Annotated in this window: 21 protein-coding genes; 5 read left to right on the forward strand and 16 right to left on the reverse strand. The window is 72.2% G+C overall.

Annotated features, from left to right (window positions below; genetic code table 11):
- Window positions 1-41: 41 nt before the first annotated feature.
- From ACH4S8_RS07230 to ACH4S8_RS07290, 13 genes are all read right to left on the reverse strand, one after another.
- Window positions 42-1,250, reverse strand: coding sequence for a cysteine desulfurase-like protein (locus ACH4S8_RS07230; RefSeq protein WP_398391684.1), 1,209 nt, complete (start codon window positions 1,248-1,250; stop codon window positions 42-44).
- Window positions 1,251-1,528: 278 nt separating this feature from the next.
- Window positions 1,529-1,807, reverse strand: coding sequence for a GlsB/YeaQ/YmgE family stress response membrane protein (locus ACH4S8_RS07235; RefSeq protein WP_398391685.1), 279 nt, complete (start codon window positions 1,805-1,807; stop codon window positions 1,529-1,531).
- An 81-nt stretch (window positions 1,808-1,888) separates the two neighbouring features.
- Entirely contained in the window at window positions 1,889-2,812 is a 924-nt protein-coding gene (locus ACH4S8_RS07240; RefSeq protein ID WP_398391686.1) for a YihY/virulence factor BrkB family protein, read from the reverse strand.
- 306 nt (window positions 2,813-3,118) lie between these two features.
- Window positions 3,119-3,547: an ATP-binding protein gene (locus ACH4S8_RS07245; protein ID WP_398391687.1), complete on the reverse strand. Its 429-nt coding sequence runs from the start codon at window positions 3,545-3,547 to the stop codon at window positions 3,119-3,121.
- Window positions 3,544-3,915: an STAS domain-containing protein gene (locus tag ACH4S8_RS07250; protein WP_398391688.1), complete on the reverse strand. Its 372-nt coding sequence runs from the start codon at window positions 3,913-3,915 to the stop codon at window positions 3,544-3,546. The genes ACH4S8_RS07245 and ACH4S8_RS07250 overlap by 4 nt, the downstream gene beginning before the upstream one ends.
- 100 nt (window positions 3,916-4,015) lie before the next feature.
- Window positions 4,016-4,381 carry a PRC-barrel domain-containing protein gene (locus ACH4S8_RS07255; RefSeq protein ID WP_398391689.1) on the reverse strand — a complete coding sequence of 122 codons (366 nt, stop codon included), beginning with the start codon at window positions 4,379-4,381 and terminating at the stop codon, window positions 4,016-4,018.
- Window positions 4,382-4,564: 183 nt separating this feature from the next.
- Complete coding sequence (locus tag ACH4S8_RS07260; RefSeq protein WP_398391690.1) at window positions 4,565-4,978, reverse strand: STAS domain-containing protein; 414 nt, start codon at window positions 4,976-4,978, stop codon at window positions 4,565-4,567.
- Window positions 4,975-6,084: a B12-binding domain-containing protein gene (locus ACH4S8_RS07265; RefSeq protein WP_398391691.1), complete on the reverse strand. Its 1,110-nt coding sequence runs from the start codon at window positions 6,082-6,084 to the stop codon at window positions 4,975-4,977. Before ACH4S8_RS07265 ends, ACH4S8_RS07260 begins: the two co-directional genes overlap by 4 nt.
- Window positions 6,081-7,748, reverse strand: a complete 1,668-nt coding sequence (locus ACH4S8_RS07270; protein ID WP_398391751.1) for a PP2C family protein-serine/threonine phosphatase — start codon at window positions 7,746-7,748, stop codon at window positions 6,081-6,083. Before ACH4S8_RS07270 ends, ACH4S8_RS07265 begins: the two co-directional genes overlap by 4 nt.
- A gap of 144 nt (window positions 7,749-7,892) precedes the next feature.
- Complete coding sequence (locus ACH4S8_RS07275; protein WP_192582574.1) at window positions 7,893-8,069, reverse strand: hypothetical protein; 177 nt, start codon at window positions 8,067-8,069, stop codon at window positions 7,893-7,895.
- A gap of 701 nt (window positions 8,070-8,770) precedes the next feature.
- Window positions 8,771-9,196 (reverse strand): hypothetical protein, encoded by a 426-nt coding sequence (locus ACH4S8_RS07280; protein ID WP_398391692.1) that lies wholly within the window; start codon window positions 9,194-9,196, stop codon window positions 8,771-8,773.
- Between the two features lie 228 nt (window positions 9,197-9,424).
- Window positions 9,425-9,787 carry a DUF5133 domain-containing protein gene (locus ACH4S8_RS07285; protein WP_398391693.1) on the reverse strand — a complete coding sequence of 121 codons (363 nt, stop codon included), beginning with the start codon at window positions 9,785-9,787 and terminating at the stop codon, window positions 9,425-9,427.
- Between the two features lie 190 nt (window positions 9,788-9,977).
- On the reverse strand, window positions 9,978-10,913 hold the full coding sequence (locus tag ACH4S8_RS07290; RefSeq protein WP_398391694.1) for an anti-sigma factor RsbA family regulatory protein: 936 nt from the start codon (window positions 10,911-10,913) through the stop codon (window positions 9,978-9,980).
- A 301-nt stretch (window positions 10,914-11,214) separates the two neighbouring features.
- Here ACH4S8_RS07290 and ACH4S8_RS07295 point away from each other — a divergent pair, with 301 nt between their 5' ends.
- From ACH4S8_RS07295 to ACH4S8_RS07305, 3 genes are all read left to right on the forward strand, one after another.
- A complete protein-coding gene (locus ACH4S8_RS07295; RefSeq protein WP_398391695.1) occupies window positions 11,215-12,096 on the forward strand; it encodes an RNA polymerase sigma factor SigF in 882 nt (293 codons plus the stop codon).
- Window positions 12,097-12,452: 356 nt separating this feature from the next.
- Window positions 12,453-16,730 (forward strand): HAMP domain-containing protein, encoded by a 4,278-nt coding sequence (locus ACH4S8_RS07300; RefSeq protein WP_398391696.1) that lies wholly within the window; start codon window positions 12,453-12,455, stop codon window positions 16,728-16,730.
- Window positions 16,731-16,832: 102 nt separating this feature from the next.
- Window positions 16,833-19,250, forward strand: coding sequence for a SpoIIE family protein phosphatase (locus tag ACH4S8_RS07305; protein ID WP_398391697.1), 2,418 nt, complete (start codon window positions 16,833-16,835; stop codon window positions 19,248-19,250).
- 181 nt (window positions 19,251-19,431) lie between these two features.
- Here the strand turns inward: ACH4S8_RS07305 and ACH4S8_RS07310 are convergent, their stop codons facing one another.
- Both ACH4S8_RS07310 and ACH4S8_RS07315 read right to left on the reverse strand, forming a co-directional pair.
- A complete protein-coding gene (locus ACH4S8_RS07310) occupies window positions 19,432-20,145 on the reverse strand; it encodes an HAD family hydrolase (protein ID WP_398391698.1) in 714 nt (237 codons plus the stop codon).
- Window positions 20,146-20,322: 177 nt separating this feature from the next.
- Complete coding sequence (locus ACH4S8_RS07315; RefSeq protein WP_398391699.1) at window positions 20,323-21,180, reverse strand: DMT family transporter; 858 nt, start codon at window positions 21,178-21,180, stop codon at window positions 20,323-20,325.
- A gap of 269 nt (window positions 21,181-21,449) precedes the next feature.
- Here ACH4S8_RS07315 and ACH4S8_RS07320 point away from each other — a divergent pair, with 269 nt between their 5' ends.
- Window positions 21,450-22,661 (forward strand): PP2C family protein-serine/threonine phosphatase, encoded by a 1,212-nt coding sequence (locus ACH4S8_RS07320; RefSeq protein WP_398391700.1) that lies wholly within the window; start codon window positions 21,450-21,452, stop codon window positions 22,659-22,661.
- Window positions 22,662-22,671: 10 nt separating this feature from the next.
- Here the strand turns inward: ACH4S8_RS07320 and kstD are convergent, their stop codons facing one another.
- On the reverse strand, window positions 22,672-24,477 hold the full coding sequence (kstD, locus tag ACH4S8_RS07325) for a 3-oxosteroid 1-dehydrogenase (RefSeq protein ID WP_398391701.1): 1,806 nt from the start codon (window positions 24,475-24,477) through the stop codon (window positions 22,672-22,674).
- A 251-nt stretch (window positions 24,478-24,728) separates the two neighbouring features.
- On the opposite strand from kstD, the gene ACH4S8_RS07330 reads away from it, so the two are divergent.
- The gene (locus ACH4S8_RS07330; RefSeq protein WP_398391702.1) at window positions 24,729-26,372 is read left to right on the forward strand and encodes a GMC oxidoreductase; all 1,644 of its coding nucleotides are present in this window, start codon (window positions 24,729-24,731) and stop codon (window positions 26,370-26,372) included.
- The last annotated feature ends 2 nt before the right edge of the window (window positions 26,373-26,374 follow it).

Raw genomic sequence — 26,374 nt, forward strand, 5'->3', positions numbered from 1 at the left:
GAACCGCGGAGCACCCCGGGACCGGAAACCGTCCGCCCCCCCTAGGACCGCAGGAAGGCCGCCAGGCCCTCCAGCAGCCGGTCGACGTCGTCCTTGTCGTTGTACGGCGAGAGCCCGACCCGCAGGCCACCGGTGTCCCCGAGGCCGAGGTGCCGGGACGCCTCCAGCGCGTAGAACGATCCGGCGGGCGCGTGCACACCGCGGGCCGCCAGGAACACCGAGGCGTCGGCGGCCGCCCGGCCGTCGAACGTCAGCAGCAGCGTGGGCGTGCGCTCGGCCGCCCGGGAGCGGAGCGTGACACCGGGCAGTGCGGCCAGGCCCGCCTCCAACCGCTCGCGCAGCGCCCCCTCGTGGCGCTCGATCGCCTCGAAGGCCGCGCGCAGCCGGTCCCTGCGCCCGCCTGCCGTGCCGCCCGCGAGCCCGGCGAGGACGTCGATCGCGGCGATGGTGCCGGCGAGCAACTCGTAGGGCAGCGTGCCCAGTTCGAACCGCTCGGGAACCGCGTCGGTGGACGGCAGCAGTTTGTCCGGGCGCAGTCGCTCCAGCAGGTGCGGGGAGGCGGTCAGGACACCGTGGTGCGGGCCGAGGAACTTGTAGGGCGAGCACACGAAGAAGTCGGCGCCGAGCCGCTCCTGGTCCACGAAGGCGTGGGCCGCGTAGTGCACGCCGTCCACGTGGAGCAACGCTCCCGGGTACCGGTGGACCAGGCGGGCGATCCCGGCGACGTCGGGCACGGTCCCGAGCAGGTTCGAGGCGGCGGTGACCGCGACCAGCCGGGTCCGCTCGCTCAGCAGGTCGCCCACCGCCGAGGGCGGGAGTTCACCCGTGTGCGGGTCGAAGTCCGCCCAGCGCACGCGGGCGCCGGCCCGTTCCGCCGCCTGGAGCCAGGGCCGGATGTTCGCGTCGTGGTCGAGACGGCTGACGACGACCTCGTCACCGGGCGCCCAGTCCTTCGCGAGGGCGCGGGCGACGTCGTACGTGAGCTGGGTGGCGCTGCGGCCGAGGACGACCCCGGACGGATCACCGCCCACCAGGTCGGCCACGGCCCGCCGGAACCCCTGGACGAGGTCCTCCGCGTTCACCTCTCCCGGAGTCAGCCGCCCCCGGATCGACAGCGGGGCGGTGAGCGCGTCCGCGATCGCCGCGGCCACCCGGGCCGGGGTCTGGGTGCCGCCCGGCCCGTCGAAGTGCGCGACACCGGACCGCAGGGCGGGGATCTCGGCACGCAGGGCGCCGACGTCGTACGTCACTCGGACTCCTCACTGGCGGCGCGGCCCGCGCCTTGGGCCGGAACGGGTCCGGTGGGCGAAAGCCCGGGACGGGGCGGGCCTGCGGTTCTCCGGTGATCATGACAGGAGGCCCCGCGCCGGGGAAGGCGGCGCGGGGCCGTGGACGCGCTTCACGCCGCGCGCCGGGTCCGCCTCGGGGGAACCCGCCCTCCATGGCGTACGGCCCGGGGCCGGCGACCGGGAACTCCGGTGCCGGCCCCGGGCCGTACGTCATGACGCGCCGAACGGGCCCCGGGCCCTCACGCGTGGCGGTGCGAGCGGCTGTTGCCCGTCAGCACCCGGTAGAGAATCAGGAGGATCAGCGATCCAGCGACGGCGGCGATCCAGGTCGACAGGTCGAAGAACCCGTCGATCGAGTCGACGCCGAAGAGGACCTTGCCCAGCCAGCCGCCCAGCAGGCCTCCCGCGACCCCGATCAGCATGGTGACGATGATCCCGCCCGGGTCCTTGCCCGGCAGGAGCAGCTTGGCGATGGCACCGGCCAGCAGCCCTATCAGAATCCAAGCGATGATGCCCACGGTTCCTCCGTCGTCCGTCCGTACACGATGTGACTTCCCGAGTCCGTGTGCGCCGTCCCGGCGGGAACAAACCTGCGGACCTCACGGAGCCGCCCGCCGCGCCGCCTCCGCGGCCCTGTTCAGTTCGGCCGTGAACTGCGCGCCGGCCAGCAGCGCGAGGTTGGACAGCCACAGCCACACGAGGAAGACGACGAGGCCGGCGAGAGAGCCGTAGAGCCTGCTGTAGGCGCCGAGGACGGAGGCGTACAGGGCGAACCCGGCCGAGACGGCCAGCCAGAGGACGGCGGCCAGGACGCCGCCGGGCAGGCTGTGCCGACGACGCCGGGCGGGCGGTGGTCCCATGTGGAACACGACGAGGACCAGCAGGGCCACCAGACACATCAACAGGGGCCAGCGGAGCAGGTTCCAGGCCAGGGCTGCCGTGCCGTCCACGCCGAGGACACGGCCCGCGGCCTCGGCCACGGGGCCGGTCAGCAGCAGGACGAGTGCGCTCACGACGAGCAGCCCGAGCAGCGCCAGCGCGGTCAGCACCAGCCGGTGCGCGGTGCGCCAGGCCGAGCGGTGGTCCGCCGCGTCGTGCATGCGGTGCAGCGCCCTGCGGCACACCGCGAGGTAGCTCGACGCGGACCACAGCGCACTCGCCGCGCCGGTGACCAGCAGCGTCCAGGCGGCGGACCGCTGCCGGAGCATCTCGCCCAGCGCCTGGTGCAGTTCCGCCCCCGACTGCGCGGGCGCGTACGCCGTGACGTGCGCGATGAACCGCTCGGCGGTGTCCGGGCTGATCAGACCGAAGGCGACGACCATGACCAGCAGGGCCGGCAGCACGGCCAGGATCGCGTAGTACGTCAGCGCCGCGGCCCAGTCGGACACGTCGTCGTTCCACATCGAGACCGGGGTGCGGCGCAGCGCCGGCCACCAGAAGGCGGGCAGCCGTGGCCCGTACCGGCGGGGCCGTGCCGGGCGGACCGCCCCGATGACGCCGTCCGGCCCGGATCCGGCGGACACGCGCGGTCCGGTGGGGGCTGCCACCGGCCCGTACCCGGGTCCGGTTCGGCACGGGTAGGGGCCGGCGACGCCCCGCGGCTGCGGAAACCTCGCGTCGGATCGTCTGTTCATCCCTCACCTCTCCGTGCCGGTCCGGCCGGCGTTGCCGACCCACTGTCCGGCGGTGCCGGTCGAGGCTCTTCTTCCACGCGCGCCTGCCCCTACGCCTGCCGGCCGGGGAGGTGTCGCGACCGGCAGGACCCGGCGAACGCACAGGCCGGACCCGTACGGGACGCGTGCGCGACGAGGAGAGGCGTGGGGCCCGGTTCAGGTCAGGGGGACGAACACGCGGATCGTCTTGCCGCCGCCGGGGCACGGTTCGACGGTGACGGAACCGGCGAGACGGATGATCAGGGGCCACCCGTATCCGTTCGTCCGGTGCGTGCCCGGTGCCTCGTCGGTGTCGTGGACCCGGGCGGGCAGGACGTCGCTGTGGTCGCGTACGGCGAGCCGTACGCCCCCGTCGGCCGGTGTGGCGTCGAATCCGGCGAGCCCGTCGCCGTGCCGGATGGCGTTGGTGACGAGTTCCGAGACCACCAGCAGCAGGTCGATGACCGCGTCCGGGTCCGGCCCGCCGGACCGGCCGTGCTCGCACAGCAACGCCCGGACGTGTTCGCGTGCGGTCGCGGCGCTCGTGACCGCGCCGCCCGCTTCCGGGCTCCGGTCGGCCGCGGGTGTGCAGTCGGCCGGGTTCATCGCCCGGTCGCCGGGTCCGGGAGTTCCAGCGCCGCTCCGACACTGTCCGCGAGGACGAAGAAGCCCCCGGTCCCCGTCACGTCGAACAGCCTTCGGACGATGTCGCCGAAGGGCCCGCAGATCACCATGAGCGTGCCGCGGGCCCGGTGCGCGCGCTGTGCCTCGAGGAGGACGTGCAGGATCGACGAGTCGGCGAAGCCGGTCTCCGACAGATCCACCACCGTGCGTTCCGGGCCCGTCCGGTACGCCAGTCCCAGGGCCTCCTCCAGCCGGAACGCGCTCTCGTGGTCGATGTCGCCGCCCACGCGCACGACGAAGGCGTCCCGGGCCGCCCCGTGGGTCACGGTGGCTTCCGCCCCGTCGGACATGTGAACACTCCTTCTCGTGCGCTCCCGCGGCGGAGCCGGGTGGCCGGGATGCGGCGGCCGGCCGCCACGTACCCGCCGCCGTACGCCGCTCGACGACGCCTCATGCGGGCTGCCGCGGCGGGAGGCTTCCGTAGTAGGAACCGACGCTGGACAGGTAGGCCGGGTCCGAGGTCTCGCGGTCGGTCCTGAACACGGGCGCCGACTTGATCTCCGCGCGGGTGCACGCGACGGTGATCTTCTGGGACTCCGTGTCGATGCGGGCGACGACACCCACGGGCACCAGGACGCTCTTGCCGAACACCCAGACACCGGTGTCGACGACCAGGTGCCGCATCCCCGAATCGTCGGCCTGCCGGTCGACATGCCCTATGGTCCCGTCGGTCGCTTCGACGCTGTAGCCGGCCAGTTCGTGCGCCTCGGGGTGGCTGAACTCCGGTGCGTACGACCAGATTCTGTCGATGGTCATGTCTTCCTCCGTCAGCTCGCGGGTCCCCTCCGCCGACGGCCCGCCCGGGGCGGGGACACGGCGGGCACGGGGTCCGACGGCGGGAATCCGGCTCCGCGCCGTCTCTCACAGACCTGCCAATACCCTGCTGTCCGGCGGGCATTCGACACAATCCGGCCGAGTGATCCACGCGACCGGCTCCGTTCACCCGGGTGCGTGACCGGCCGTACGCCCGTCAGCCGGCCCCGGGGCTCCGCTCCCCGCCGCTCTCGTCGCGGGGCGGGTGAGGTGCTCCAGCGTTCCCGTGATCTCCAGCAGCCGGTCCAGGCAGCGGGTCCTGCGGTCGAGACGCAGCCGCAGGCCCGCGGCGTCCGTACGGCGCCGGATCATCAGCAGGGTGGCCAGGCCCATGGAGTCGATGCTGCCGAGAGAGGCGAAGTCCAGGCGCAGTTCGAGGATCCGCCCCTCGGAGCCGCGGTGGTCGCCGAGGTGCCGGTCGACGGCCCTCATCAACTCGTCGCACGTCTCGTGGTCGAGATCTCCGGCGACGTGGACGACGAGGGCGGCGGGCTGGACATCGACGGTCAGCGTGAAGGCGGGAGGATGCGAAGTGGTCATGCCGGCTTTCCGGGAGCGGGGGTCGTGGGCGGCGGCGTCCGGTTTCCGAGCGCCTCCCGCGCGTGGGCCAGCGTGCGGCAGGCGCGCGGGAAGTCCTTGAGGTGCAGGGCCAGCAGGTCCAGCGCAGGGTCCAGGCTCCGCGCGGGCACGCCGCGGGCGGTGAGGATGTCCGCGGTCCACAGGATGAACCGCGTGAACAGCTCGTCGTCGGCGACGTACAGCGAGGTCGCCAAATACTCGACGACGTGGGCGAGGTCCTCGGCGGTGTGGCGGCGCTGCCGTTCGGTGTACCCGCGCAGTGGCTCGAACCGGTCCTCCAGGTCCGCCAGTGTCTGCTTGACGAGCTGGTGCGTCGTCGCCGCGACGATCGTGTATTCCTGGTCGGCCAGGTGCGGCAGGTCGTCCACGGTCCGGTGGACGGCCGGGGGTCCGGGGCGGCCGAGGCCCCGGTCGAGGACGGCCGCGGCGCTCCTGGCGTCGGGGGCCCATCCGTCGGCCCCCAGGGCACGGGCGTACCGGCCGTCGGGGCCGAAGGCGGCACCACCGGCGATGACGGGCACGCCCGCCGCCTGACACGCCGTGATGGCCGTGTGAGCGGTGGGCAGATGGGTGGGGACCGAGGAGGAGAGCGCCACCGCCCGCGGTCCCGTCCGGTGCAGATGCGCGATCAGATGGGGGGTGGGCACGTGCGCGCCGAGGAAGTCCACCCGCCATCCGCGCAGCCGCAGCACCTCCGCGAGGAGCCTGGCCGGCAGCGCGTGCCACTCGCCGTCGACACAGGCCACCGTGACACGGGGACCGTCCGGGGTCTCGGGCCGGCTCTCGGACTGATGGGCGAGGACGGCGATGACCCGCTCGTGGATGGCGGTGGCCGTGTGTTCCTGCGTGACGGTGAGCCGGTTCGCCGCCCACTCCGTGCCGACCTTCGCCTGCACCGGGGCGATCAGGTCGAGCAGAACGGTCTCGGCGTCGGCCGACGCCTCCAGCGCGTCGAGGACGACCACCGCGGCGCGGCGCTCGTCGCCCTGACGGACCGCCGACCACAGTCGGTCGCGGGCGGGATCGAGCGCCAGGGCGTCGGGGGGCTGCACGGGAGGCGGGGTCATCCTGTGTACCTGCCCCGAGTACGGCCGTTCACCGCACTCAGGTGCGCGTGATGGGGCGCGGTGACCGCGACCGTCGCCATGTCGTCGTGGCCGCCGCGTCCGACCCACTGCGCGGCGAGCATCTGTATGTGCTCCACCACGGCCTCGGCCGGCATGCCCGCGCACCTCGCGAGCGCCGCCTCCAGCCGCCCGAGGCCGAAGAACTCGTCCCCCAGTGGCCCTCCCCTGGCCTCGGTGATGCCGTCGGTGAAGAAGAGGCAGGTCTCGCCCGGCGCCAGTTCGACCCGGGCCGTCGTGGAGCTGACGTCCCGGAACGCGCCGATGAGCGTTCCGCGTGTCCTGGCCTGTTCGACCGCGCCGTCGGCCCGCACGATCAGCGGAGGGGGATGTCCCGCGCTGGTGACCCGCAGATGGACGATGCCCGCGCGGCGGACGACGGAGGCCATGGCGAGGGTGGCGAAGCGGGTGTGGTGGGAGTTCATCAACGCGCCGTTGAGCAGTCCCAGCAGCCGCTGGTGGTCCTCGGCGAGCGGCAGGAGCGCCTGCACCGTGTTGCGGATCTTGCCGGTCAGCACGGCGGCCTCGAGTCCCTTGCCGCAGACGTCCCCGAGGACGACGAGGGATTCCTGTCCCTCCTCCGCGGCGGGGTGGACGTCGTAGAAGTCCCCACCGACGCGTTCGGCCCGGCCCGCCGGGCGGTACCGTCCGGCGAACTCGACGCCGTGCACCGCGTGCAACCGGGGCGGAAGCAGCTCACGCATCAACGTCGCCGTGATGGCGGCCTGTTCGGCGTACATGCGGGCCGCGGACAGGGCCGCTCCGGCGCGTGAGGCGAAGAGCCGGGCGAAGATCTCCTCGCTCTCCGTGAAGGCCGCGTGCCGGCTCGACCGGAGCAGGATCAGGGCGCCCGCGGGCACTCCGTGGCCGGGCAGCGGGGTGACGACCGCCGAGCCGACGGGTTCCGTGAACCCGTCCGGCACGGCCCATCCGGGAACGGCGGCCGGGTCGATCCAGCGGGACGGTACGGGCGGGAATCCGCGCAGGGCCTCGCCGAGTCCCGGCAGCTGCCGTACGTCGTCCCGCACCGTCCGGTGCGCCACGGCGCCGTCGGGCCCGCAGAACGTCAGCCGGACCTTCCGCCCGCACGGAGGCGCGACGATCACGGCGGCGTCGGCGAGGTGCTCGGCGGCCAGCTCCGCCGTCACCTCCATGCAGCGTTCGACGTTCAGGGACGACAGCAGCGCGCTGGACGCGCCGGCCAGGAAGGCGGCGCGTTCCCGTTCGGTCCTGAGGGCGTCCTCCGCCCGGCGCCGGTCGGTGTCGTCGACCAGCCACCACATGACGTCGCCGTCGTCCGTCGAGGTGGGGTGCGCCGCGAAGGTCCGGTCGCCGACGGGGCCGTGGACGAAGCCGCCGGGGCCGGAGTTCCGGGGCCCGGGCACGATGCCCCCGAGCCGCGTGTGGGCGTCGGCGATCCACGCGGGGACCACGTCCCGCAGCCACGCTCCGGCGGTCGCGTCCGGGAAGATCGCGGCCGCGGCGGCGTTCGTGCCGACCACGCCTCCGGACGGGTCGGCGACCACCACGGGCCAGGGGGCGAAACCCCACGTGGCGCCCGCACCGGCGCCGCGCGGGCCGGCGGAGGGTTGCTGGGAAGTGTCCACGAGCAAGGGCCCGCTCCGCGAGCCCACCACCTTTCCGGACGACAGATTGTTTCCGTCCGACAACCATCTCGTGGCGGACCCCGTCACGGCAAGTCGCCCTGACGAAGTCGTGCGAAAGGGACCCGTTCCGGCCGGTGGCGCGGGTCAGCGGCGGCGGCTGCGCGTCGTCCAGCCCCCGCCGACGCCCGAGAGGTGCAGGGCGAGCAGGGCGAGCCCTATGAGCATGACGTTGGTGGACGTGAACACGTGATTGGTCGAAACGTCACCGGCGTTGATCAGGAACGCGATGAACAGCAGTACGGCGGCGGCGATGCCGAGCATGAGGACTCCTTCGTGAAGGTCCGGTCGTCGAGCGATGGAGACCGAATGCCCCGGGACGGCGGCCCGACACCGTGCCGGGTCACGGTTCCGCCGGATCCGTCACCCGGCGAAGGGGCGCGACCCCCGGGCGGTCTTCCGTCCTCGACCGGTCCGCCGGCGTCCTCGGCCCGGCATGACGAACGTCGTCGTCGGCTTCGCCATGGGCCGGTGATCCTGACGTTCGGCGTGGACGGGCGCGCGTCGAGCGAGCTCCGGCACGGCGATCCGTACCGGCAGCACCACCACCCGCGCGAGGCCGCCCGGAAGTCCGTCGCCCGAAACCGTCGCCGGGCCGCTGGAGGCGCGCTCGCGACCGGTGCGTCGCGGACCGTCTCCCGCGGTCCGGCCGAAAGCCCCGGTCCGCACCGGGCGGTTGAAACGGTCCGCTCCGGCCGGGACCGCCGACGGCGCTCCGCCCGGGCACGCTGCCCGGCAAGCGCCGCCACGGCCCGCCGGTCTAGGGCCTGTCGTCAAATTCCCGTCTGCCCCGCAACGCCTGGCACGCTCCCCCGAGCTCTTCGAGCAGGGGGGACCCCCACTCGCCGCACCGGGCGAAAGCCCGAGTGCGTCCAGTACGAGGGCTTCCCCCCGGCACGCCGAGAGCACGCACCGGACGCCGCGAGGCCGCCCTCCGGGCGACGACGGGAATGTGACGACAGGCCCTAGGGGACGCTCCCGGCCGAAGCCCGCGCGGCCGCGCCCTCCACCGGGCCGGTCGCCCGCCACACGTTCTCGTGGTCCTCGGCCAGGCCGAGTCCGGCCAGGCCCTTCAGATGCCCGAGGACCGTGGAGCGCCGGAAGCCCACGGCCGCGGTGAGTTCATCCACCTCGACTCCGTCGGCACCCGCTTCCGCCAACCGCTCCCACGTGCGTACGGCATGGCGGCTCAGCCCGCTCTCGCTCACCGTCCTGGACACGGCCTCGACCCCGTTCGTGTCCTGCCCCGGAACGGGAGGCCTGGCCCCGGCCGACTGCGCGGCGACCACGCTCCCCTGTTTCAGGACCTCGCGCGGTGATCTCCTCGGTCCGACCGGACGGGGCGTCATGTTCACCTTGCGGTGCCTGCGGCCTTTGCTGTGTCGGCTCATCGATTCCTCATCTCCGCCTCGACGATGCTCACAGACAGGAGAACGAGCGGGAGCCGACTAGGTAGTTCAGCCGTTCGACGGACAGGGACCGCCGTCATGGACCCCTCGCCGTCCGGGCACGGGCGCTGTCGGGACGGGCTCCGCCGCCGTGCGCCCCGGTGGCCGACCGGTGCGGCTACGGGGGCGCCGCCCGGTCGGGCGGCGCCCCTGGACGGACGCGTGCGGCGCTCAGCGGAGCGGACCGGGCATGCCGAGACCCCGGCTGTGCAGGGTCCGCACCTCGGTGTGCGGCTGCGTGAGCGGTGGAGCGGCCGCGGTCACCGTCTTCGGCGAGGGCGACGGGGACGTCCCGGTCGTCGCCAGCAGTCCGGCCTGCCGCGCGTCCCGCCGTTTCTCCGCGGCCACGAGCAGCGCGTCGGCGGCGACGACGGCGTCGCGCACGGTGGTCGTTCCCGTCATCACGCACAGCGTGTAGGTGACGTCCTCCAGGCTGCGGGCCGTCTCCAGCGTCTCCTTCTCGGCGTACGCGATCTTCAGGGCCGCGTAACGCGTCAGCAGCCTCCGGACAACCTTCGGGTCGGGCACGAGCACGGCGAGGGCTCCTCTCTCGAGTTTTCGTCCCTGTGCCCGGGTTCGCGACGGTTCATTCGCAACAACCGTCCCAGACGACCTATTTGGCCCAATGCGGTCTCGGAGCGGATCCCCTGCCCCTGCCGGGTCCGGGCGGCACGACCGGTCCGGTGACCGCCGGGAAGGCGGCGCCGCACGTCGGCCGAGCGGGTCAGGCGCGGGCGATGTAGCTGCGCACCGTCGTTCCGGACCCGTCGGTGTGCACACGGACGAGGTCCGAGAGGAAGTGCACGAGGAACAGGCCCCGTCCGCCGGTCTGATCGGGACGTACGGGATACCGGCCGGCCAGCGGATCGCTCAGCCGCCCCGCGTCCTGTGTCTCGCACACGATCTGCTCGCTCTCGGCCCAGATCCTCAAGGTGCCCGAACCGCCCCCGTGCACCACGCTGTTGGTCGTCAGCTCCGCGACGACGAGGTTCAGATCCTGCAGCCGGGCCCCTGTCATCCCCCGGTCCCGGGCCTCGGCCAGGGCGAAGTCGCGGGCCACGGGCAGCAGTTCCGCGTCGAACCCGACCGTCGCCGCGCCCGGTGGGTGGCGCAGCGGTCGGTTGAAGCGCGCCAGGACCGCGTCCGGGTCGTAGAACAGGCTGACGTTCTGCCGGCCGGCGCTGATCACGACCGGGTGCGTGGCGTGGGCGTCGGCGATCACGTCCTGGGGGAGGGCGCGCGCGTCGTACGGGCAGAGGATCGTCACGTCCCGTCCCGCGAACGCCCGGTTGATCAGGGCTTCGTGCTGCACGCAGGCCGGGTACTCGACCGCCGTGCGTCCGTGCCAGACGGGTTCGCCGATGATCCGTACGCGGACCCCCTCGTGGGCGTCGGTGAACGCCCGCAGGACGGAGGGGATGATCCGGCCCGGGTTCCGGCCGGCCCGCGCCATGTCGATCCAGCGGACGCCGGCGCCGAGCGGTCCGAGTGCGCCCCGGATGAGTTCCAGTCGCGGGGCGGGAACGGCGACGGCCACCGGCTCCCCCGCGGCTACGCCGTCGGAGACGAAACGCGTCGTCCGTTCCACGTACTCGTGGTCGTCGCAGTAGATGAGCGCGGGGTGGACGAAGGGATCACCGCCGGGTGACTGCGCCGTCATGCCGCGACCACCGCGCCGCGAGGCCCGCGTCCGTCCGTCCGTCCCGCGTACGGGCACACCACGAACGTGCGCGTCTGCGCACGGCCTGCCTCTCGCTCGATGCCCACGGACTCACCCCGTGAATCATTTTACGTCTCCGCATCCGAACGGTGTCCCCGACCGGAAGCAAACCCTGATCCGGGGTCGGTGAGGGGCGGGACGTACGCGTTTCGAGGAATCCCGGAATCGGGTGGCATGAGCGGTGTGATGCGGGGCAGACGGGCCCTGTCATCAATTCCTTAGACGATGTGGGGTGGACGGCATGACAGCCGTGACGGCAGCGAGGGCGACGGACACGGCACAGTGGGCAGCGACGGCCGCGGAGGGCACCCTCCCGCAGATCGACGAGCCGCTGAAGGTCAGTCCGAAGGACGCGCGGGAGCTGTCCCGTCAGTTCTTCGACCGGCTCTCCGTTCTGGAGGAGGGCACCCATGAACACCAGTACGCGCGCAACACCCTCATCGAGATGAACCTCTCCCTCGTCCGGTACGCCGCCGCGCGCTTCCGCAGCCGCAGCCAGGGCGAGATGGAGGACATCGTCCAGGTCGGCACGATCGGGCTCATCAAGGCCATCGACCGTTTCGAGTTGTCCCGCGAGGTCGAGTTCACGTCGTTCGCGGTTCCTTACATCGTCGGTGAGATCAAGCGGTTCTTCCGTGACACGAGCTGGGCCGTGCACGTGCCGCGCCGGCTGCAGGAGGCACGCGTCGAACTGGCCAAGGCCACGGAGGAACTGCGCACCCGGCTCGGCCGTACGCCCACGACCCGTGAACTGTCCGAGCTGATGTGCCTGTCCGAGGAAGAGGTCATCGAGGCGCGCAAGGCGTCGAACGGCTACAACTCCTCGTCCCTCGACGCTGCGCTGACGGCCGACGGCGGTGCGGACGGAGAGGCGGTCCTCGCGGACTTCATCGGCGAGGAGGACCCCTCGCTGGAACTGGTCGAGGACTTCAACTCGCTGGCCCCGTTGATCGCCGAGCTCGACGAGCGTCAGCGCCGGATCATTCATATGCGCTTCGTCGAGGAGCGCACCCAGGCGCAGATCGGTGAGGAACTCGGAATCTCGCAGATGCATGTCTCCCGGCTGATCACCCGCATCATCAAGCGGCTGCGCACCGGGCTCCTCGATCCCGCGGTCGCCTGACGCTCTCGCACGTCAGAGCCCTCACGGCCATCCCGTCGGCCCGCCCCGGACTCCGGTCCGCGGCGGGCCGGCGGGATTTTCGCGCACCCGGTCCCGGCGACACGGAACGAGAGGGTCCTGTGTATCCACTTCACTCCAGGTTATTCCTGCCACCGACGACATTTTCGGGCCCCCGATGAATTCCCTCCCACGCTTTGTTCCGGCCCCGCGATCTGGGTTAGCCTGCGGCGTATTTTCTTGACGGGATGACCCGTGATCTGCGGGAACCCCACGGACAGGCGGGGGGCCGTCCGTGGGCCCGGCGCGGTTCCGAGTCCCGTGCCGCGGGACTCCAGGGGAGCGGAACGAGGGTGGCCATGACCAGGGCAGCGAGCGGGACGTCCGTACGGACGCCGGGTGAGCAGGAGCTGCGGCAACTGCTGGCCGGCCTCACCGCCGTGCGCGACGGCGACTTCGGCACCCGGCTCCCGGACGAGGCCGGCGGCCTGCTGGGGGACATCGCCACCGTGTTCAACGGCATGGTCGACCAGTTGTCCGTGTTCACCTCGGAAGTGACACGGGTGGCCCGCGAAGTGGGCACGGAGGGCACGCTCGGCGGCCAGGCGGAGGTGCCGGGCGTCTCGGGCACCTGGGCCGACCTCACCGACTCCGTCAACGCCATGGCGGGCAATCTCACGACGCAGGTCCGCGACATCGCGCAGGTGGCCACGGCGGTCGCCAAGGGCGATCTCTCGCAGAAGATCGACGTGCCGGCCCGCGGCGAGATCCTGCAGCTGAAGGAGACCGTCAACACGATGGTCGACCAGCTCTCCGCGTTCGCCGACGAGGTCACCCGCGTCGCCCGCGAGGTCGGCACCGACGGACGCCTCGGCGGCCAGGCGCAGGTTCCCGGGGTCGGCGGCGTCTGGCGCGACCTCACCGACTCGGTGAACTTCATGGCCGGCAACCTCACCGCCCAGGTCCGCAACGTGGCGCAGGTGACCACGGCGGTGGCCCAGGGAGACCTCTCCCAGAAGATCACCGTGGACGCCCGGGGCGAGATCCTCGAACTCAAGAACACCATCAACACGATGGTCGACCAGCTCTCCGCGTTCGCCGACGAGGTCACCCGCGTCGCCCGCGAGGTCGGCACCGACGGACGCCTCGGCGGCCAGGCCGACGTGAAGGGGGTCAAGGGCACCTGGCGCGACCTCACCGATTCGGTGAACTTCATGGCGGGCAACCTCACCGCCCAGGTCCGCAACGTGGCGCAGGTGGCCACCGCGGTGGCCAAGGGAGACCTGTCGCAGAAGATCACCGTGGACGCGCGCGGCGAGATCCTCGAACTCAAGGAGACCATCAACACGATGGTCGACCAGCTCTCCGCGTTCGCCGACGAGGTCACCCGCGTCGCCCGCGAGGTCGGCACGGCGGGCAACCTGGGCGGGCAGGCAACCGTGCGGGGTGTCTCGGGCACCTGGAAGGACCTCACCGACAACGTCAACGTGATGGCGTCGAACCTGACCGGTCAGGTCCGCTCCATCGCACAGGTGGCGACCGCCGTGGCCCGCGGCGACCTCTCGCAGAAGATCACGGTGGAGGCGAAGGGCGAGGTCGCGGCGCTGGCCGACGTCATCAACACGATGGTCGACACGCTGTCCGCGTTCGCCGACGAGGTCACCCGCGTCGCCCGCGAGGTCGGCACCGAGGGACGCCTCGGCGGCCAGGCGCACGTGCCCCATGTGGCGGGGACCTGGAAGGACCTCACCGACAACGTCAACTCGATGGCCAACAACCTCACCGGGCAGGTGCGCAACATCGCCCTGGTGACGACGGCGGTGGCCAGGGGCGACCTGTCCAAGAAGATCGACGTCGACGCCCGCGGCGAGATCCTCGAACTCAAGACGACCATCAACACCATGGTCGACCAGCTCTCCGCCTTCGCCGCCGAGGTCACCCGCGTCGCGCGGGAGGTCGGCAGCGAGGGCAGGCTCGGCGGCCAGGCCGAGGTGGAGGGCGTCTCGGGCACCTGGAAGCGGCTGACCGAGAACGTGAACGAACTGGCCGGCAACCTCACGCGTCAGGTCCGCGCGATCGCCGGGGTCACCGGCGCCGTGGCCGAGGGCGACCTGACCCGGTCCATCACCGTGGAGGCCTCGGGCGAGGTCGCCGATCTGAAGGACAACATCAACTCCATGGTGGAGTCGCTGCGGGAGACCACACGCGCCAACCAGGAGCAGGACTGGCTCAAGACGAACCTGGCCCGTATCTCCGGTCTGATGCAGGGGTACCGCGACCTGGACGTGGTGGCCGACCTCATCATGGACGAGCTCACCCCGCTGGTCGCCGCGCAGTACGGCGCCTTCTACCTCGCCGAGGAGGCCGCGAAGGGCACGGAGCTGAGGCTGGTCGGCTCGTACGGCTGTCCCGACGACGACGGGCGCCCCACCCGTATCCCGCTGGGCCGCTCGCTCGTCGGGCAGGCCGCGCGCAGCCGGCGGGCGATCACCGTGGACGAGGTGCCGCCCGGGTACGTCACCATCTCCTCGGGACTGGGGCAGACGGCGCCGACGGCCCTTGTGGTCCTGCCCATCGTCGTCGAGGAGCAGGTGCTCGGTGTCATCGAGCTCGCCTCGGTGACCCGCTTCACGCAGGGCCATCGGACCTTCCTGGAACAGCTGATGGAGACCATCGGCGTCAATGTCAGCACCATCGTGGCCAACGCCCGCACCGATGAGCTGCTGGGCGAGTCGCAGCGCCTGACCGCCGAACTCCAGGCCCGTTCGGAGGAGTTGCAGGTCCAGCAGGACGAACTCCAGCGTTCCAACGCCGAACTGGAGGACAAGGCCTCCCTGCTCGCGACGCAGAACCGCGACATCGAGGCGAAGAACCTCCAGATCGAGCAGGCCCGGCAGGAACTCGAGGCGCGGGCCCAGCAGTTGTCGCTGGCCTCGAAGTACAAGTCCGAGTTCCTCGCCAACATGAGCCACGAGCTGCGGACCCCTCTCAACAGCCTGCTCATCCTGGCCCAGTTGCTGGCGCAGAACCCCTCGCGCAATCTCACGCCGAAGCAGGTCGAGTACGCGGGCATCATCCACTCCGCGGGCTCCGACCTGCTCCAGCTGATCAACGACATCCTGGACCTGTCGAAGGTCGAGGCCGGCAAGATGGACGTGACCCCCGAGCGGGTCCCGCTGCGCCAGCTCCTCGAGTACGTCGAGGCCACCTTCCGCCCCATGACCTCGCAGAAAAGCCTGGAATTCGCGGTCAGCACCGCTCCCGGGGCCCCGGTGGACCTGCTCACCGACGACTCCCGGCTGCGGCAGGTGCTGCGCAACCTGCTGTCGAACGCGGTGAAGTTCACCGAGCGGGGCCGGGTCGAGCTGCGCATCGAACCGGCGTCCGGCCAGGAGATCCCCGCGGGTGTGCACCGGGGCGGGACGATCGCCGCCTTCCGGGTCAAGGACACCGGTATCGGCATCCCCGAGCAGCAGCTGGAGACGATCTTCGGCGCCTTCCAGCAGGCCGACGGCACCACGAGCCGCAAGTACGGCGGCACCGGTCTCGGGCTGTCCATCACCCGGGAGATCGCCCATCTGCTCGGCGGAGCGGTCACCGTGGACAGCACCCCCGGACAGGGCAGTACGTTCACGCTGTTCCTCCCGGTGGCACGGCCCGAGTTCGAGGAACTGCTGGCCGGCGGCCGCGGGTCCGAGCCGGCGCCGGACGGGGACGCCACGGCGCACACCGAACCCCGGCGCACCGCGCCCGGTTCGATCGGTCTGCCCCGCCAACGGCGACGCCGGCTGCTGGTCGTCGAGGAACGTCCGCGGGGCCTGCTGACGCTGGTGGCCGAGAGCGCCGTCGGGGACGTGGCGCGCAGCCGCGACGAGGGCGACGCGCGGGAGAGCGTCGACGTCGTCACCGTCGTCGGGGCGCAGGAGGCGGCGAGCGCCCTGGCCGCGGAGCCGTGGCACTGCGTCGTGCTCGAACTCGGCATGCCGGAGGGCGAGACGGCCCGGTTCCTCGAAGCCGTGAAGGGCGACTCGGCCCTGGCCACGGTGCCCGTGCTCGTCCACAACGGCAGCCGCGTCGACCTCGCGCAGGAGCGGGCGCTGCAGTCCCGCTCGGGCGCCCGGTCGCTGGAATTCCTGTCCAGTCTGGACGAGTTGCGCGAGCGGATCGCGCTGCACCTGTCCGCGGAACAGCCGGGCGACGTGGTGCCGCTGGTCCGTGCCGAGGAGGCGAGGCCCCAGCCGGCACGCCCCGTCGACAGCGCCTTCCAGGGCCGTACGGTGCTCGTCGTCGACGACGACGCCCGCAACCTGTTCGCACTGAGCGGGATCCTGGAGCTGCACGGGTTCCAGGTGCTGCACGCGGAGAACGGCAGGAAGGGCATCGAGACGCTGCTCGCCCGGCCCGAGGTCGCGCTGATCCTGATGGACGTGATGATGCCCGAGATGGACGGGTACGCCGCGACCGCCGAGATCCGCAGGATGCCGCGGTACGCCGACCTGCCGATCATCGCGGTGACGGCGAAGGCCATGCCCGGCGACCGGGAGAAGAGCCTGCTGTCGGGTGCCAGCGACCATGTCACCAAGCCGGTGGACACCGAGGACCTCATCGCGTGTGTCCGACGCTGGCTCGGGGAGTGACATGACACCCGCCACCCTCCGTCGCGGCCGTCCGGCGGGACACCCGCCACTGCCGCCCCTCCCCCGCCCCCACCGGGGTCCTGACCGAGGAGCATCCGCACGATGAACGGTCCCGGGACAACCGGCGCGGACGTCCCCGGTTCCCCGGACGACGTCCGCGGCGCCGGACAGGCCGGCGGCCTTCCGGGCGTGGCCCGGACGTCTCCGGTGGGCCGTCTCGCAGCCACCGTCGAACGACTGCGCCGCGAGGTACGGGCCGCCCAGGCGGAGGCCGACGGGCGGGCCCTGATCGAGCTGGCCAAGGGCATCCTGGTCGAGCGGCTGGGCTGCGGCCCGGCGCAGGCCGCCCGCCAGCTCACCGAGCTGGCCGGACAGGCCAAGGTGTCACAGCTCCAGCTCGCGGTCGAGATCATCGACCAGGCGGCGCACGACCGGCTTTCGGAGGTGACCAGCGCCTTCCTCTCCGCCACGGCGGAGCGGCCGCCGGACGGCGACGCTCTCGCGGTGCGACTGCGCGCGGCCGAGAGCGGCGCCCTGGCGGCCGGTGACACCCAGGCGGTGGCCGACTCCCTGCTCCAGCACGCGCTCACCCCGCTCGGGGCGGTCGCCGTGGCCATCTGGGCGGCGGACGCGGACGGTTCGCTCTCCCTGGCGGGCAGCGCCGGGTTCTCGGCGGGCGAGGCCCGGCGCTGGCGCTACGTCCCCCCGGGCGTCGCGACGATGGCACGCCGGGCCCTGTCCGACCGTACGGCGCAGTGGGCGGGCTCGCTGGCGGACACCGGGCTGCCGTCCATCGGGCACGCGGACCATCCGGACGGCGGCCGGGTCGCGGTGCCGGCCGGCTCCGGGGGCCGTATCCACGGAGTCATGGAGATCGTCTGGCCGTCCGTCCTGGAGCCGCAGCCACCGCAGGTGGTCCGGCAGATCGAGGCCCTGGCCGAGCTGTGCTCGCACACCCTGGAGACCCACGCGCCGCCGGCCGACGGCCAGGACGTCCGGGGGACGGCCGACGTCTGCGAACTGATCGACCTGGTGGACGGGCTGCACGATCCCACCCTGGTCCTGGTGCCCCAGCTCGACGGCGAGGGACGGCTGGCCGACTTCCGCATCCGTCATGTGAACGGGCGCTTCCTCGACCCGGCGGGCCGGCCGCGCGGCACCGTTCACGGGGCACTGCTGCTCGAGGCCTATCCGCTGGCCGCCGGGGAGAGCGGCCTGTTCCGGTGCGTCGAGCGGGTCTACGCCACCGGGGAGCCGTTCCGGGCGCGGCGCATGGACCTGACGGCGCTGGTCGACCAGGTGCCGCTGTCGGCGGTGGCCGACATCAACGTCAGCCGGCACGGCGGATGCGTGCTGCTCATCTGGCGCATAGAGGACGAGACGGCACGGCTGGCAAGTCTGCTCCAGCACGCCCAACGGCTCGGCCGGATCGGTGGTTTCGAGGAGAACCTGCTGACCGGCGAGACCATCTGGAACGAGACGCTCTTCGATCTGTACGGCCGCTCCCCCGCGGACGCTCCCGTCCCGCTGGAGGAACTGGCCGCACACGCCCATCCCGACGACGCCGTCACCATCGGCCGTTTCCTGCGGACCGTCCTGCACCATCACCGGCCCGCCACGGCCGCGTTCCGGCTGCGGCGTCCCGACGGCGTGACCCGCCACATCCGCGTGGTGGCCGAGCCGGTGCCCGACGCCGACGACCGGCTGTTCGCGGTCCGGGGGGCCTACCAGGACATCTCGGCGCAGCACTGGACCGAGGTGGCGCTGGCCGTCACCCGCGACCAGCTGGCGCACACCGAGCAGCAGGCGCACGAGCGCAACCGGCTGACCCTCCAGCTGCAGCACGCGATCATGCCGCCGGACCGGACGCCGCTGCGGGCCCCGGGCCTCGACGCGGCGGTGCGCTACCGGCCGGCGGAGACCGAACAGCTCGTCGGAGGCGACTGGTACGACGCCGTCGTGCTGTCCTCCGGCCTGGTCCTGCTGTGTGTCGGCGACGTGGCCGGTCACGGGATCGAGGCGGCGACCAGCATGGTGGTGCTGCGCAACGCGCTGCGCGGGCTCGCCGTGACGGGCGCGGGGCCGGGGCAGCTGCTGTCCTGGCTCAACATCGTGGCGCACCATCTGACGGGCGGGGTCACCGCCACCGCGGTCGTCGGGCTCTACGATCCGCACCGCCGCGTCCTGCGCTGGGCGAGGGCCGGACATCTGCCGCCCGTTCTGGTCCGGGACGCGGACGCCACCCCGCTGCCGCTGCTCAAGGGCATCCTGCTCGGTGCCGTCCCCGAGGCGACGTTCGCGGAGGACGAGGTGCAACTGGAGGTCCACGACACCCTGTTGATGTACACGGACGGCCTGGTCGAACGGCGTGACCGCTCGGTGGAGGTGTCGCTGCGCCAGCTGCTCACCGCGGCCCGTACGACCTCCGGGACGCTGGACCAGCAGCTGGACCGGCTCCTGACGTACAGCAGGTCCGACACCGACGACGACACCTGCATCGTCGGTATCCGGGTGGAGTAGGGCCGTACGAATGCGGCCCCGCCGACAGCCGGGGGGAGTGACTGCCTGCGGGGCCGTGCAGCTCGGGCTTCGCCAGGGGGGTAGCTTCCCGAACTGTCTCAGGATGCTGCTGCCCCGCCTCCGAGGATGCATGCACACGGGTTTCCGGCCGGTTTTCCCCTCGTATGGCCGAGCGGTCGGCTCAGGACCGTTCCCGCAGGGCACGCAGCAGCGGCTCCAGGGACGCCGTGACGCTCCGCGGGGGCACCCCGGCCTCGTGCAGTGCCCTCGCCCGGGCGGGGTGGCGGGCGTATCCGAGGAAGGGGACGCCGGCCCGGTGCGCAGCCGCGTGGTCCGCGGGCGTGCCGCCGATCATGAGCGAGGCCTCCGGTTCGGCCGCCATGGTGTCCAGGGCCAGTTCCAGGACCGCGGGACGGGGCGTGAGCGTGGCCAGGTCCGGGGTACGGCCGAATATGTGCGGGGCGAAGCAGGGTGTGAGACCGCGCGCGGTCAGATACGAGGTGACGGTCCGCGCCGAGGTGTCGGTGGCCACGGCGAGTCTCGCCCCGACCGCCGCCCAGGTGTGGATCAGCGGGTCCGCGTAGGCCGTCGGCATCGCGGTGCGCACCGCCTCCTGCTCGGTCCGGGTGAGCCAGGCGTCGAGCCGGGCGGCGACCTCGCCGCCGGGGTGCCGTACGGCCACCGCCGCCAGGGCACGGTAGGGGTCCGCCCGGCCGTGCTCCTCCTCGGTGAGCACCGCGCCCAGGCCCCGTTCCGTCAGCCAGTCCTGCTGGGCCCGGGCGACGGCCGCCGCCGAGGGGCCGGAGAACAGCTGACAGATCGGACCGTCGAAGCCGAAGACGACATACCGCGTCCGCGCGACCAGTTCCCGAACGTTCTCGATCCGAGTCGTCACCACCTTGGTCTGTCCAGTCCCGGCAGTCACTAAGCGGGCGGGGCCCGGCCAGTCGGTGTCGTCCCGTCGCGTTCCGGCCTCGCCACCGGTCTCACCGCCGATCTCACCGCCGGTCTCACCGCCGAGCCGGGCCCGGCTCGGACGGGCCCGGCCCGGACAGGCGGGCCGGAACGGCCGTCAACGGGCCATGTCCGCGAGGTGCGGGACCACCCGGGTCAGCCGCAGGACGCCCCACAGCACCAGCCCGGCACCGATCAGCTCGGGCAGCAGCCACCAGCCCGTACGGATCGTCTCGTCGAAGAGCGTGACGCCGAGTACGAGGCTGAGCGTCGCGTCGCCGATGGTCAGCGCGGGCTGCGAGGCGGCCAGCGGGCCCGCCTGGAGGGCGTTCTCCAGCAGCAGGACGGCGGCGATCCCGGTCAGGGCGAATCCGTAGGTCTGCCACACGCCGAGGAAGGCGGCGAACCCGTCGTCGCGGAGCGTGCCCATGGCCGATTTGAGCAGAGCGGCGGTCAGCGCGTTGCTGATGGCCGACGCCGATCCCAGCACGGCGGCGCGGAAGAGCGGCGGGCGGCCCGGACGGGCGACGACGACCGCGACCGTCACGCTTCCCAGGCACCCGATCAGTACCGGGATCCAGCGCTCCATGGAGGCGTCGGACCGTGCTCCCGAGGGTGCGGCCGAAAGGAGGACGACACCGAGCCCGGCCACGACACCGGCGACGGCCTGCCACGCCGCGCGTGACAGCCGGCGGTGCAGCAGCGGGACGGCGATCATCAGGGCGAAGGGCAGTTCCAGGATGAACAGGGGCTGCACCAGGGACAGCGGTCCGTTCGCCAGCGCGAGGGCCTGGAAGAGCGCCGCCCCGATCACCCCGGCGATGCCGATCAGCCACGGCGGCTGCCGGGCCAGCCGGAGGATGAAGCGCAGCCCGCCTCCCTCCGTGACGCGGGAGGCCGCCTTGCGCTGGAACGCCGTGCCCATCGCGTTGCTGGCGGCCCCGAGGAGCGCGAACAGCACGGCCAGTCCTGTCACCCCTCCACCATGCCCCGGGACGCGGGTCCGGGCCTCCTCGCGCATTCCGGGCCTCCTCGCGCATGAGGAACACCGGTGGGATGAAACGTCGGCGGCCGGGCACCCGCTCAGAGGAGCCTCGTCATCCCATCCCCGTGGTGGCGGGGCTCCGTGCTGCTCGTGCCGCCCGGCACCCCCTGCCCCTCCTGTCGGCCCGCCCGTGTCCGCGAACCGATCGGAATGCGCGACACCGGGGAAGGGAGGAGCGTGGTGGCGAAGGGAGGAGTGCCATGGCCACGAAGGCCGCGCCCCGCCAGGTGGGCGACCGCCGGGGATGGCTGCGCGGCTCGCCCCCTCCGCGCTGGGTCCGGCTGCTCCCGCCGTTCCTCCTGGTGAGCGTCTGTGTGGCGGAGCTCGTCAGCAGTGAGCCACTGGACATCGGCTTTCTGCTGGGCGCCATCCCCTCCCTGGCCGTCCTGTCCTACGGGCCCGTGGCGACGGCCGCCTTCGGTGCGGTCGTCGTGGGCCTGCTGAACGTTCCCGCGCTGCAGCTCAACCATCCGGGCAACGCGGACCTCCTCACCATCAGCTTCATCGCCGCCCTCAGCGTGTTCGTGGCCCTGCTCCGTACCCGCCGGGACGCGCATCTGGTCACCGTGCGGTCGGTGGCGGAAGCCGCCCAGCTCGCCGTGCTGCCACCGCTGCCCGACCGCGTCGGCCCGGTCCGCTGCGCCGGGCTGTACCGGCCCGCTCAGCAGGAGACCCTGGTCGGGGGCGACTTCTTCGACGTACGCGACGGGCCCTTCGGTGTCCGGGCCGTGATGGGCGACGTACAGGGGCACGGGCTGTCGGCCGTGGGGACGGTCGTGTCGCTGCTCGGCGCGTTCCGGGAGACGGTGCTGGACCAGGGCGATCTGGAGGCGGCCGCGGCCCGGCTCGACCGCAGGCTGGTGGTGGACTCCACGTCGGTCGATCACGCCGAACTGTTCGCCACCGCGCTGCTCCTGGAGTTCCCGCCCGGCACCGGCACGGTGCGGCTGGTGTCCTGCGGGCACCCCGCGCCGCTGCTGCTGCGCGGCACGAAGGTCCTCGAACTCGACACCCAGCCGGGGCCCCCGCTGGGGCTGGGGTTCTTCGAGCTGTCCCCGCCGCGGGGGCGCACCGTCGAGCTGGAACCGGGCGACCGGCTGTTCATGGCGTCGGACGGCGTGAGCGAGAGCCGGGACGGCACCGGTGCCTTCTATCCGCTGCCGGACCGGCTGGCCGTGTTCGCCGAGGAGTCCTCGGACGTGCTCGTCGACCGGCTGTGGGAGGACCTCGTACGGTTCTGCCCGTCGATCCGCGACGACGTCTCGGTCCTGGTCCTGTCGCCACGGCTCCGCGACGACGGGGGCGAGGGCGACGACGACGCAGACGCAGACGCAGACGGGGACGCGGACGGGGATCCCGGCGAGACCGCCGACAGCCACGGCGAGAGCACCGGCGGGAGCACCGGCGACTGACGGTGCTCCGTCACGCCGTCCCCGCGAGGTCGAGGGCCGCGATGTAGCCGAACGTCATCGCGGGACCGATCGTCGAACCCGCTCCCGCGTAGCTGTGGCCCATGACGGCCGCGCTGGCGTTGCCCGCCGCGTACAGGCCGGGGATCACCGTGCCGTCCGGGCGCAGCACGCGGGCGCGGGCGTCGGTGCGCAGGCCGCCCTTGGTGCCGAGGTCGCCCGGGACGATCCTGAAGGCGTGGTACGGAGGCAGCCACAGCGGGGCGAGACAGGAGTCGGGGAGGACCGCGGGGTCCGTGTAGTAGTGGTCGTAGGCGCTGTCGCCGCGGTGGAAGTCGGAGTCCGTTCCGCTGAGGGCCAGTGCGTTGAAGCGGCTGACGGTGGTGCGCAGGGCGGCGGCGGGGACACCGATCCGGCCGGCGAGGTCGTCCAGGGTCCACGCCTTGTACGCGGCCCCGGAGGTGTACCAGGAGTCGGGGAACGCGAGGGTCGGGGCGACGTCCTTGAACAGGTAGCGGTTGCGGTAGTTCTGGTCGACGACGAGCCAGGCCGGGATGTCCGGAGCGCTCGGGTTGCGGTCGTACATGGTGTGCACGACGTCGCTGTAGGGTCCGGCCTCGTTGACGAAACGGGCGCCGGCGGCGTTGACGAGGAGGCCGCCGGGCAGTGTGCGTTCGGCGAGGCAGAAATAGGGCTGGTCGGGCAGCGGGACGGCCGGGCCCCACCACGCGTCGTCCATCAGGTCGAGCGCCGCCCCGGCACGCCGGCCGGCCTGGATGCCGTCACCGGTGTTCTCCTTGGCGCCCACCGTCCAGGCGGTCCCGATGGGCTGCCGCTGGAACTCGGCGCGCATGGCCGCGTTGTGCTCGAAGCCGCCGGAGCCGACGATGACCCCGCGCCGGGCCCTGACCAGGCCGGACGCGCCGTTCTGGGTGACCACCGCGCCGGTGACCGCGCCGTTTTCCAGGAGCAGGTCGGACAGCGGGGTGTTCAGCCACACCGGAACCCGGGCGGCGATCAGGCCGGCGCGCAGCCCGGCCGCCAGCGACTGGCCCATGGTCAGCGGTTTCTGGCCGAGCAGTGCCGCGCTGGTGCCGCGCGCCAGGCACTCGGCGGCGACGGCCGCGCCCTTGGCGCTCACGGCGGCGAGGGTGAGCCATTTGTAGTCGGCGCTGAAGACGACCATGCCGGCCGGGACGGCCATGTACGCCGGGTTGAGGTGGGCGAGTTCGGCTCCGAGGACGGTGCCGTCGAGCTGGTCGGGTTCCATCGAGCGCCCGCCCGCGAGGCCGCCGGGGAGTTCCGGGTAGTAGTCGCTGTACCCCTCCATCCAGCGGAAGCGCAGCGGGCTGTTGGCCATGACGAAGGAGATCATGGCCGGTCCGTGGCCGAGGAAGGCCTGCTGCCGGTCGGCGGAGACGTCGGGTCCGACCACGGCGGCGAGGTAGGCGGCGGCCTTCGCCGGGGTGTCGGGGACGCCGGCGGCGAGGATCACCGGGTTGTTCGGGATCCAGATGCCCGCGCCGGAGCGGGCCGCGGAACCCCCGAAGGTGGCCGCCTTCTCCAGGACGACGCAGCTCAGTCCTCGTTTCGCGGCGGTGAGCGCCGCGGTCATCCCCGCGGCTCCCGAGCCGGCCACGACGACGTCGTACGTGCCGAGCAGGGGCAGGTCGGCCGCGGCGGCGGAGCCGGTGGAAGCGGCTGCACCCGCGGCGAGCGCGAGTGCGGCGCCCGCGGCCGTGCCGAGCACGCCGCGCCGTGACGGGCCGGGGGCCGGGAGGGGGTCGGTACGTCCGACGGGGTCCGCGCTCGGGGACATGGCAGGGCTCTCCAGCGGGGCGGGGGAAGGGAAGGCGTTCCGTTGCTCCGGGAGCCCGACCGGCCCCCGCCGTACCAGTTCTGATGCAGCGTCAGGAATGTCGCGCGAGGGTCTTGTGAAGTCAAGGGCAAGCGGAGCAGAGTTCGCCGATCACCCCAAGATCGGACAGAAGTTACCAACCGGTATGTAGTGACTTGACAAGCCGGTAACAGTAGAACCTGTTCCCACTCATCGAGAGTGAGGAGTGTCACATGGGTGACATCAACCAGCAGACCGACGATTCCAGGGGTGTCTCGCGCCGACGATTCATAGCTGGAACAGGTTCTATTCTTGGAGCGGTGAGCCTTGCCGGTCACGCTGTCGCGGCCCCCACCCGGATCGCCACGGCAGCCACGTCGATCCCTTCCGGAGCACACGTCCCCGTCCTCGTGATCGGCACCGGATACGGCGGCTCCGTCGCCGCGCTGCGCCTCGCCCAGGCCGGCGTCGACGTGCAGATGGTCGAGATGGGCATGGCCTGGGACACCCCCGGCTCGGACGGCAAGATCTTCGCCAACACGACCAGCCCCGACCAGCGTTCGTACTGGCTGCGCACCAGGACCAAGCAGCCCCTCAGCAACTTCCTCGGCTTCCCCATCGACAAGGACATCCCCCGCTACACGGGAATCCTGGACGCCGAGGAGATGGGCCAGATCATCGTGTACCAGGGTCGCGGCGTCGGCGGCGGCTCCCTGGTCAACGGGGGCATGGCGGTCACCCCCAAGCGGGAGAACTTCGGCGCCATCCTCCCGTCGGTGAACGCCGACGAGATGTACGCGACCTACTATCCGCGCGCCAACGCCACGCTCGGCACGGGCATCGTCGACCCGGCGTGGTTCGACACCACCGACTGCTACCAGTACGCGCGGGTCGGCCGCAAGCAGGCCCAGCGCTCCGGCTTCCCCTTCGTCTTCGTGCCCGACGTGTACGACTGGGACTACATGAAGCAGGAGGCCGCGGGCACCGTCACCAAGTCGGCCCTCGCCGGGGAGATCCTCTACGGCAACAACTACGGCAAGAAGTCGCTCCAGAAGACCTACCTCGCCCAGGCCGCGGCCACCGGAAGGGTCACCGTCTCACCGCTGCACAAGGTCACCTCGGTCGCGCCCGCGGCCGGCGGCGGCTACACCGTCCTGATCGACCAGATCAACACCACCGGTGACACCACGGCCACCAAGACCGTGACCGCGGACCGGGTGTTCTTCGCGGCCGGAAGCGTCGGCACCAGCAAGCTGCTGGTCAAGCTGAAGGCGACCGGCGCGCTGCCCGCCCTGAACGGCGAGATCGGCCAGGGCTGGGGCGACAACGGCAACGTCATGTGCGGCCGGGCGAACCAGATATGGGATCCGACCGGTTCGCTCCAGGCCAGCATCCCCTGCGGCGGCATCGACAACTGGACCGCGGGCGGCGCCTTCGCCGAGGTGGCGCCGCTGCCCACCGGCATCGAGACCTGGGCCTCGTTCTACCTGTCCATCACCAAGAACCCGAACCGCGCCCAGTTCACCTGGAACGCGGCCACCGGCACGGTCGACCTCAACTGGCAGACCGCCTGGAAGCAGCCCGCCATCACCATGGCGAAGAGCATCTTCGACAAGATCAACGCGAAGGAGGGAACGATCTACCGGACCGATCTGTTCGGCGTGTACAAGATCTGGGGCGACCACCTCACGTACCACCCGCTCGGCGGCGCCGTGCTCAACAAGGCCACCGACAACTACGGCCGCCTGCAGGGCTATTCGGGTCTGTACGTCATCGACGGAGCGCTGATTCCGGGCAACACCAGCGTCAATCCGTTCGTCACGATCACCGCCCTCGCCGAACGGAACATCGAGAACATCATCGCCGTGGACCTCTAGGA

Source organism: Streptomyces sp. NPDC021080 (genome assembly GCF_044333225.1).
Lineage (GTDB): Bacteria > Actinomycetota > Actinomycetes > Streptomycetales > Streptomycetaceae > Streptomyces.

What these genes read in the sequence shown, in the direction of transcription:
- ACH4S8_RS07245 (WP_398391687.1), bottom strand. Translation starts at nt 3,547, where the DNA reads ATGAACCCGGCCGACTGCACACCCGCGGCCGACCGGAGCCCGGAAGCG.
- ACH4S8_RS07250 (WP_398391688.1), bottom strand. Translation starts at nt 3,915, where the DNA reads ATGTCCGACGGGGCGGAAGCCACCGTGACCCACGGGGCGGCCCGGGAC.
- ACH4S8_RS07255 (WP_398391689.1), bottom strand. Translation starts at nt 4,381, where the DNA reads ATGACCATCGACAGAATCTGGTCGTACGCACCGGAGTTCAGCCACCCC.
- ACH4S8_RS07260 (WP_398391690.1), bottom strand. Translation starts at nt 4,978, where the DNA reads ATGACCACTTCGCATCCTCCCGCCTTCACGCTGACCGTCGATGTCCAG.
- ACH4S8_RS07265 (WP_398391691.1), bottom strand. Translation starts at nt 6,084, where the DNA reads ATGACCCCGCCTCCCGTGCAGCCCCCCGACGCCCTGGCGCTCGATCCC.
- ACH4S8_RS07275 (WP_192582574.1), bottom strand. Translation starts at nt 8,069, where the DNA reads ATGCTCGGCATCGCCGCCGCCGTACTGCTGTTCATCGCGTTCCTGATC.
- ACH4S8_RS07280 (WP_398391692.1), bottom strand. Translation starts at nt 9,196, where the DNA reads ATGAGCCGACACAGCAAAGGCCGCAGGCACCGCAAGGTGAACATGACG.
- ACH4S8_RS07290 (WP_398391694.1), bottom strand. Translation starts at nt 10,913, where the DNA reads ATGACGGCGCAGTCACCCGGCGGTGATCCCTTCGTCCACCCCGCGCTC.
- ACH4S8_RS07295 (WP_398391695.1), top strand. Translation starts at nt 11,215, where the DNA reads ATGACAGCCGTGACGGCAGCGAGGGCGACGGACACGGCACAGTGGGCA.
- ACH4S8_RS07300 (WP_398391696.1), top strand. Translation starts at nt 12,453, where the DNA reads ATGACCAGGGCAGCGAGCGGGACGTCCGTACGGACGCCGGGTGAGCAG.
- ACH4S8_RS07305 (WP_398391697.1), top strand. Translation starts at nt 16,833, where the DNA reads ATGAACGGTCCCGGGACAACCGGCGCGGACGTCCCCGGTTCCCCGGAC.
- ACH4S8_RS07320 (WP_398391700.1), top strand. Translation starts at nt 21,450, where the DNA reads ATGGCCACGAAGGCCGCGCCCCGCCAGGTGGGCGACCGCCGGGGATGG.
- kstD (WP_398391701.1), bottom strand. Translation starts at nt 24,477, where the DNA reads ATGTCCCCGAGCGCGGACCCCGTCGGACGTACCGACCCCCTCCCGGCC.
- ACH4S8_RS07330 (WP_398391702.1), top strand. Translation starts at nt 24,729, where the DNA reads ATGGGTGACATCAACCAGCAGACCGACGATTCCAGGGGTGTCTCGCGC.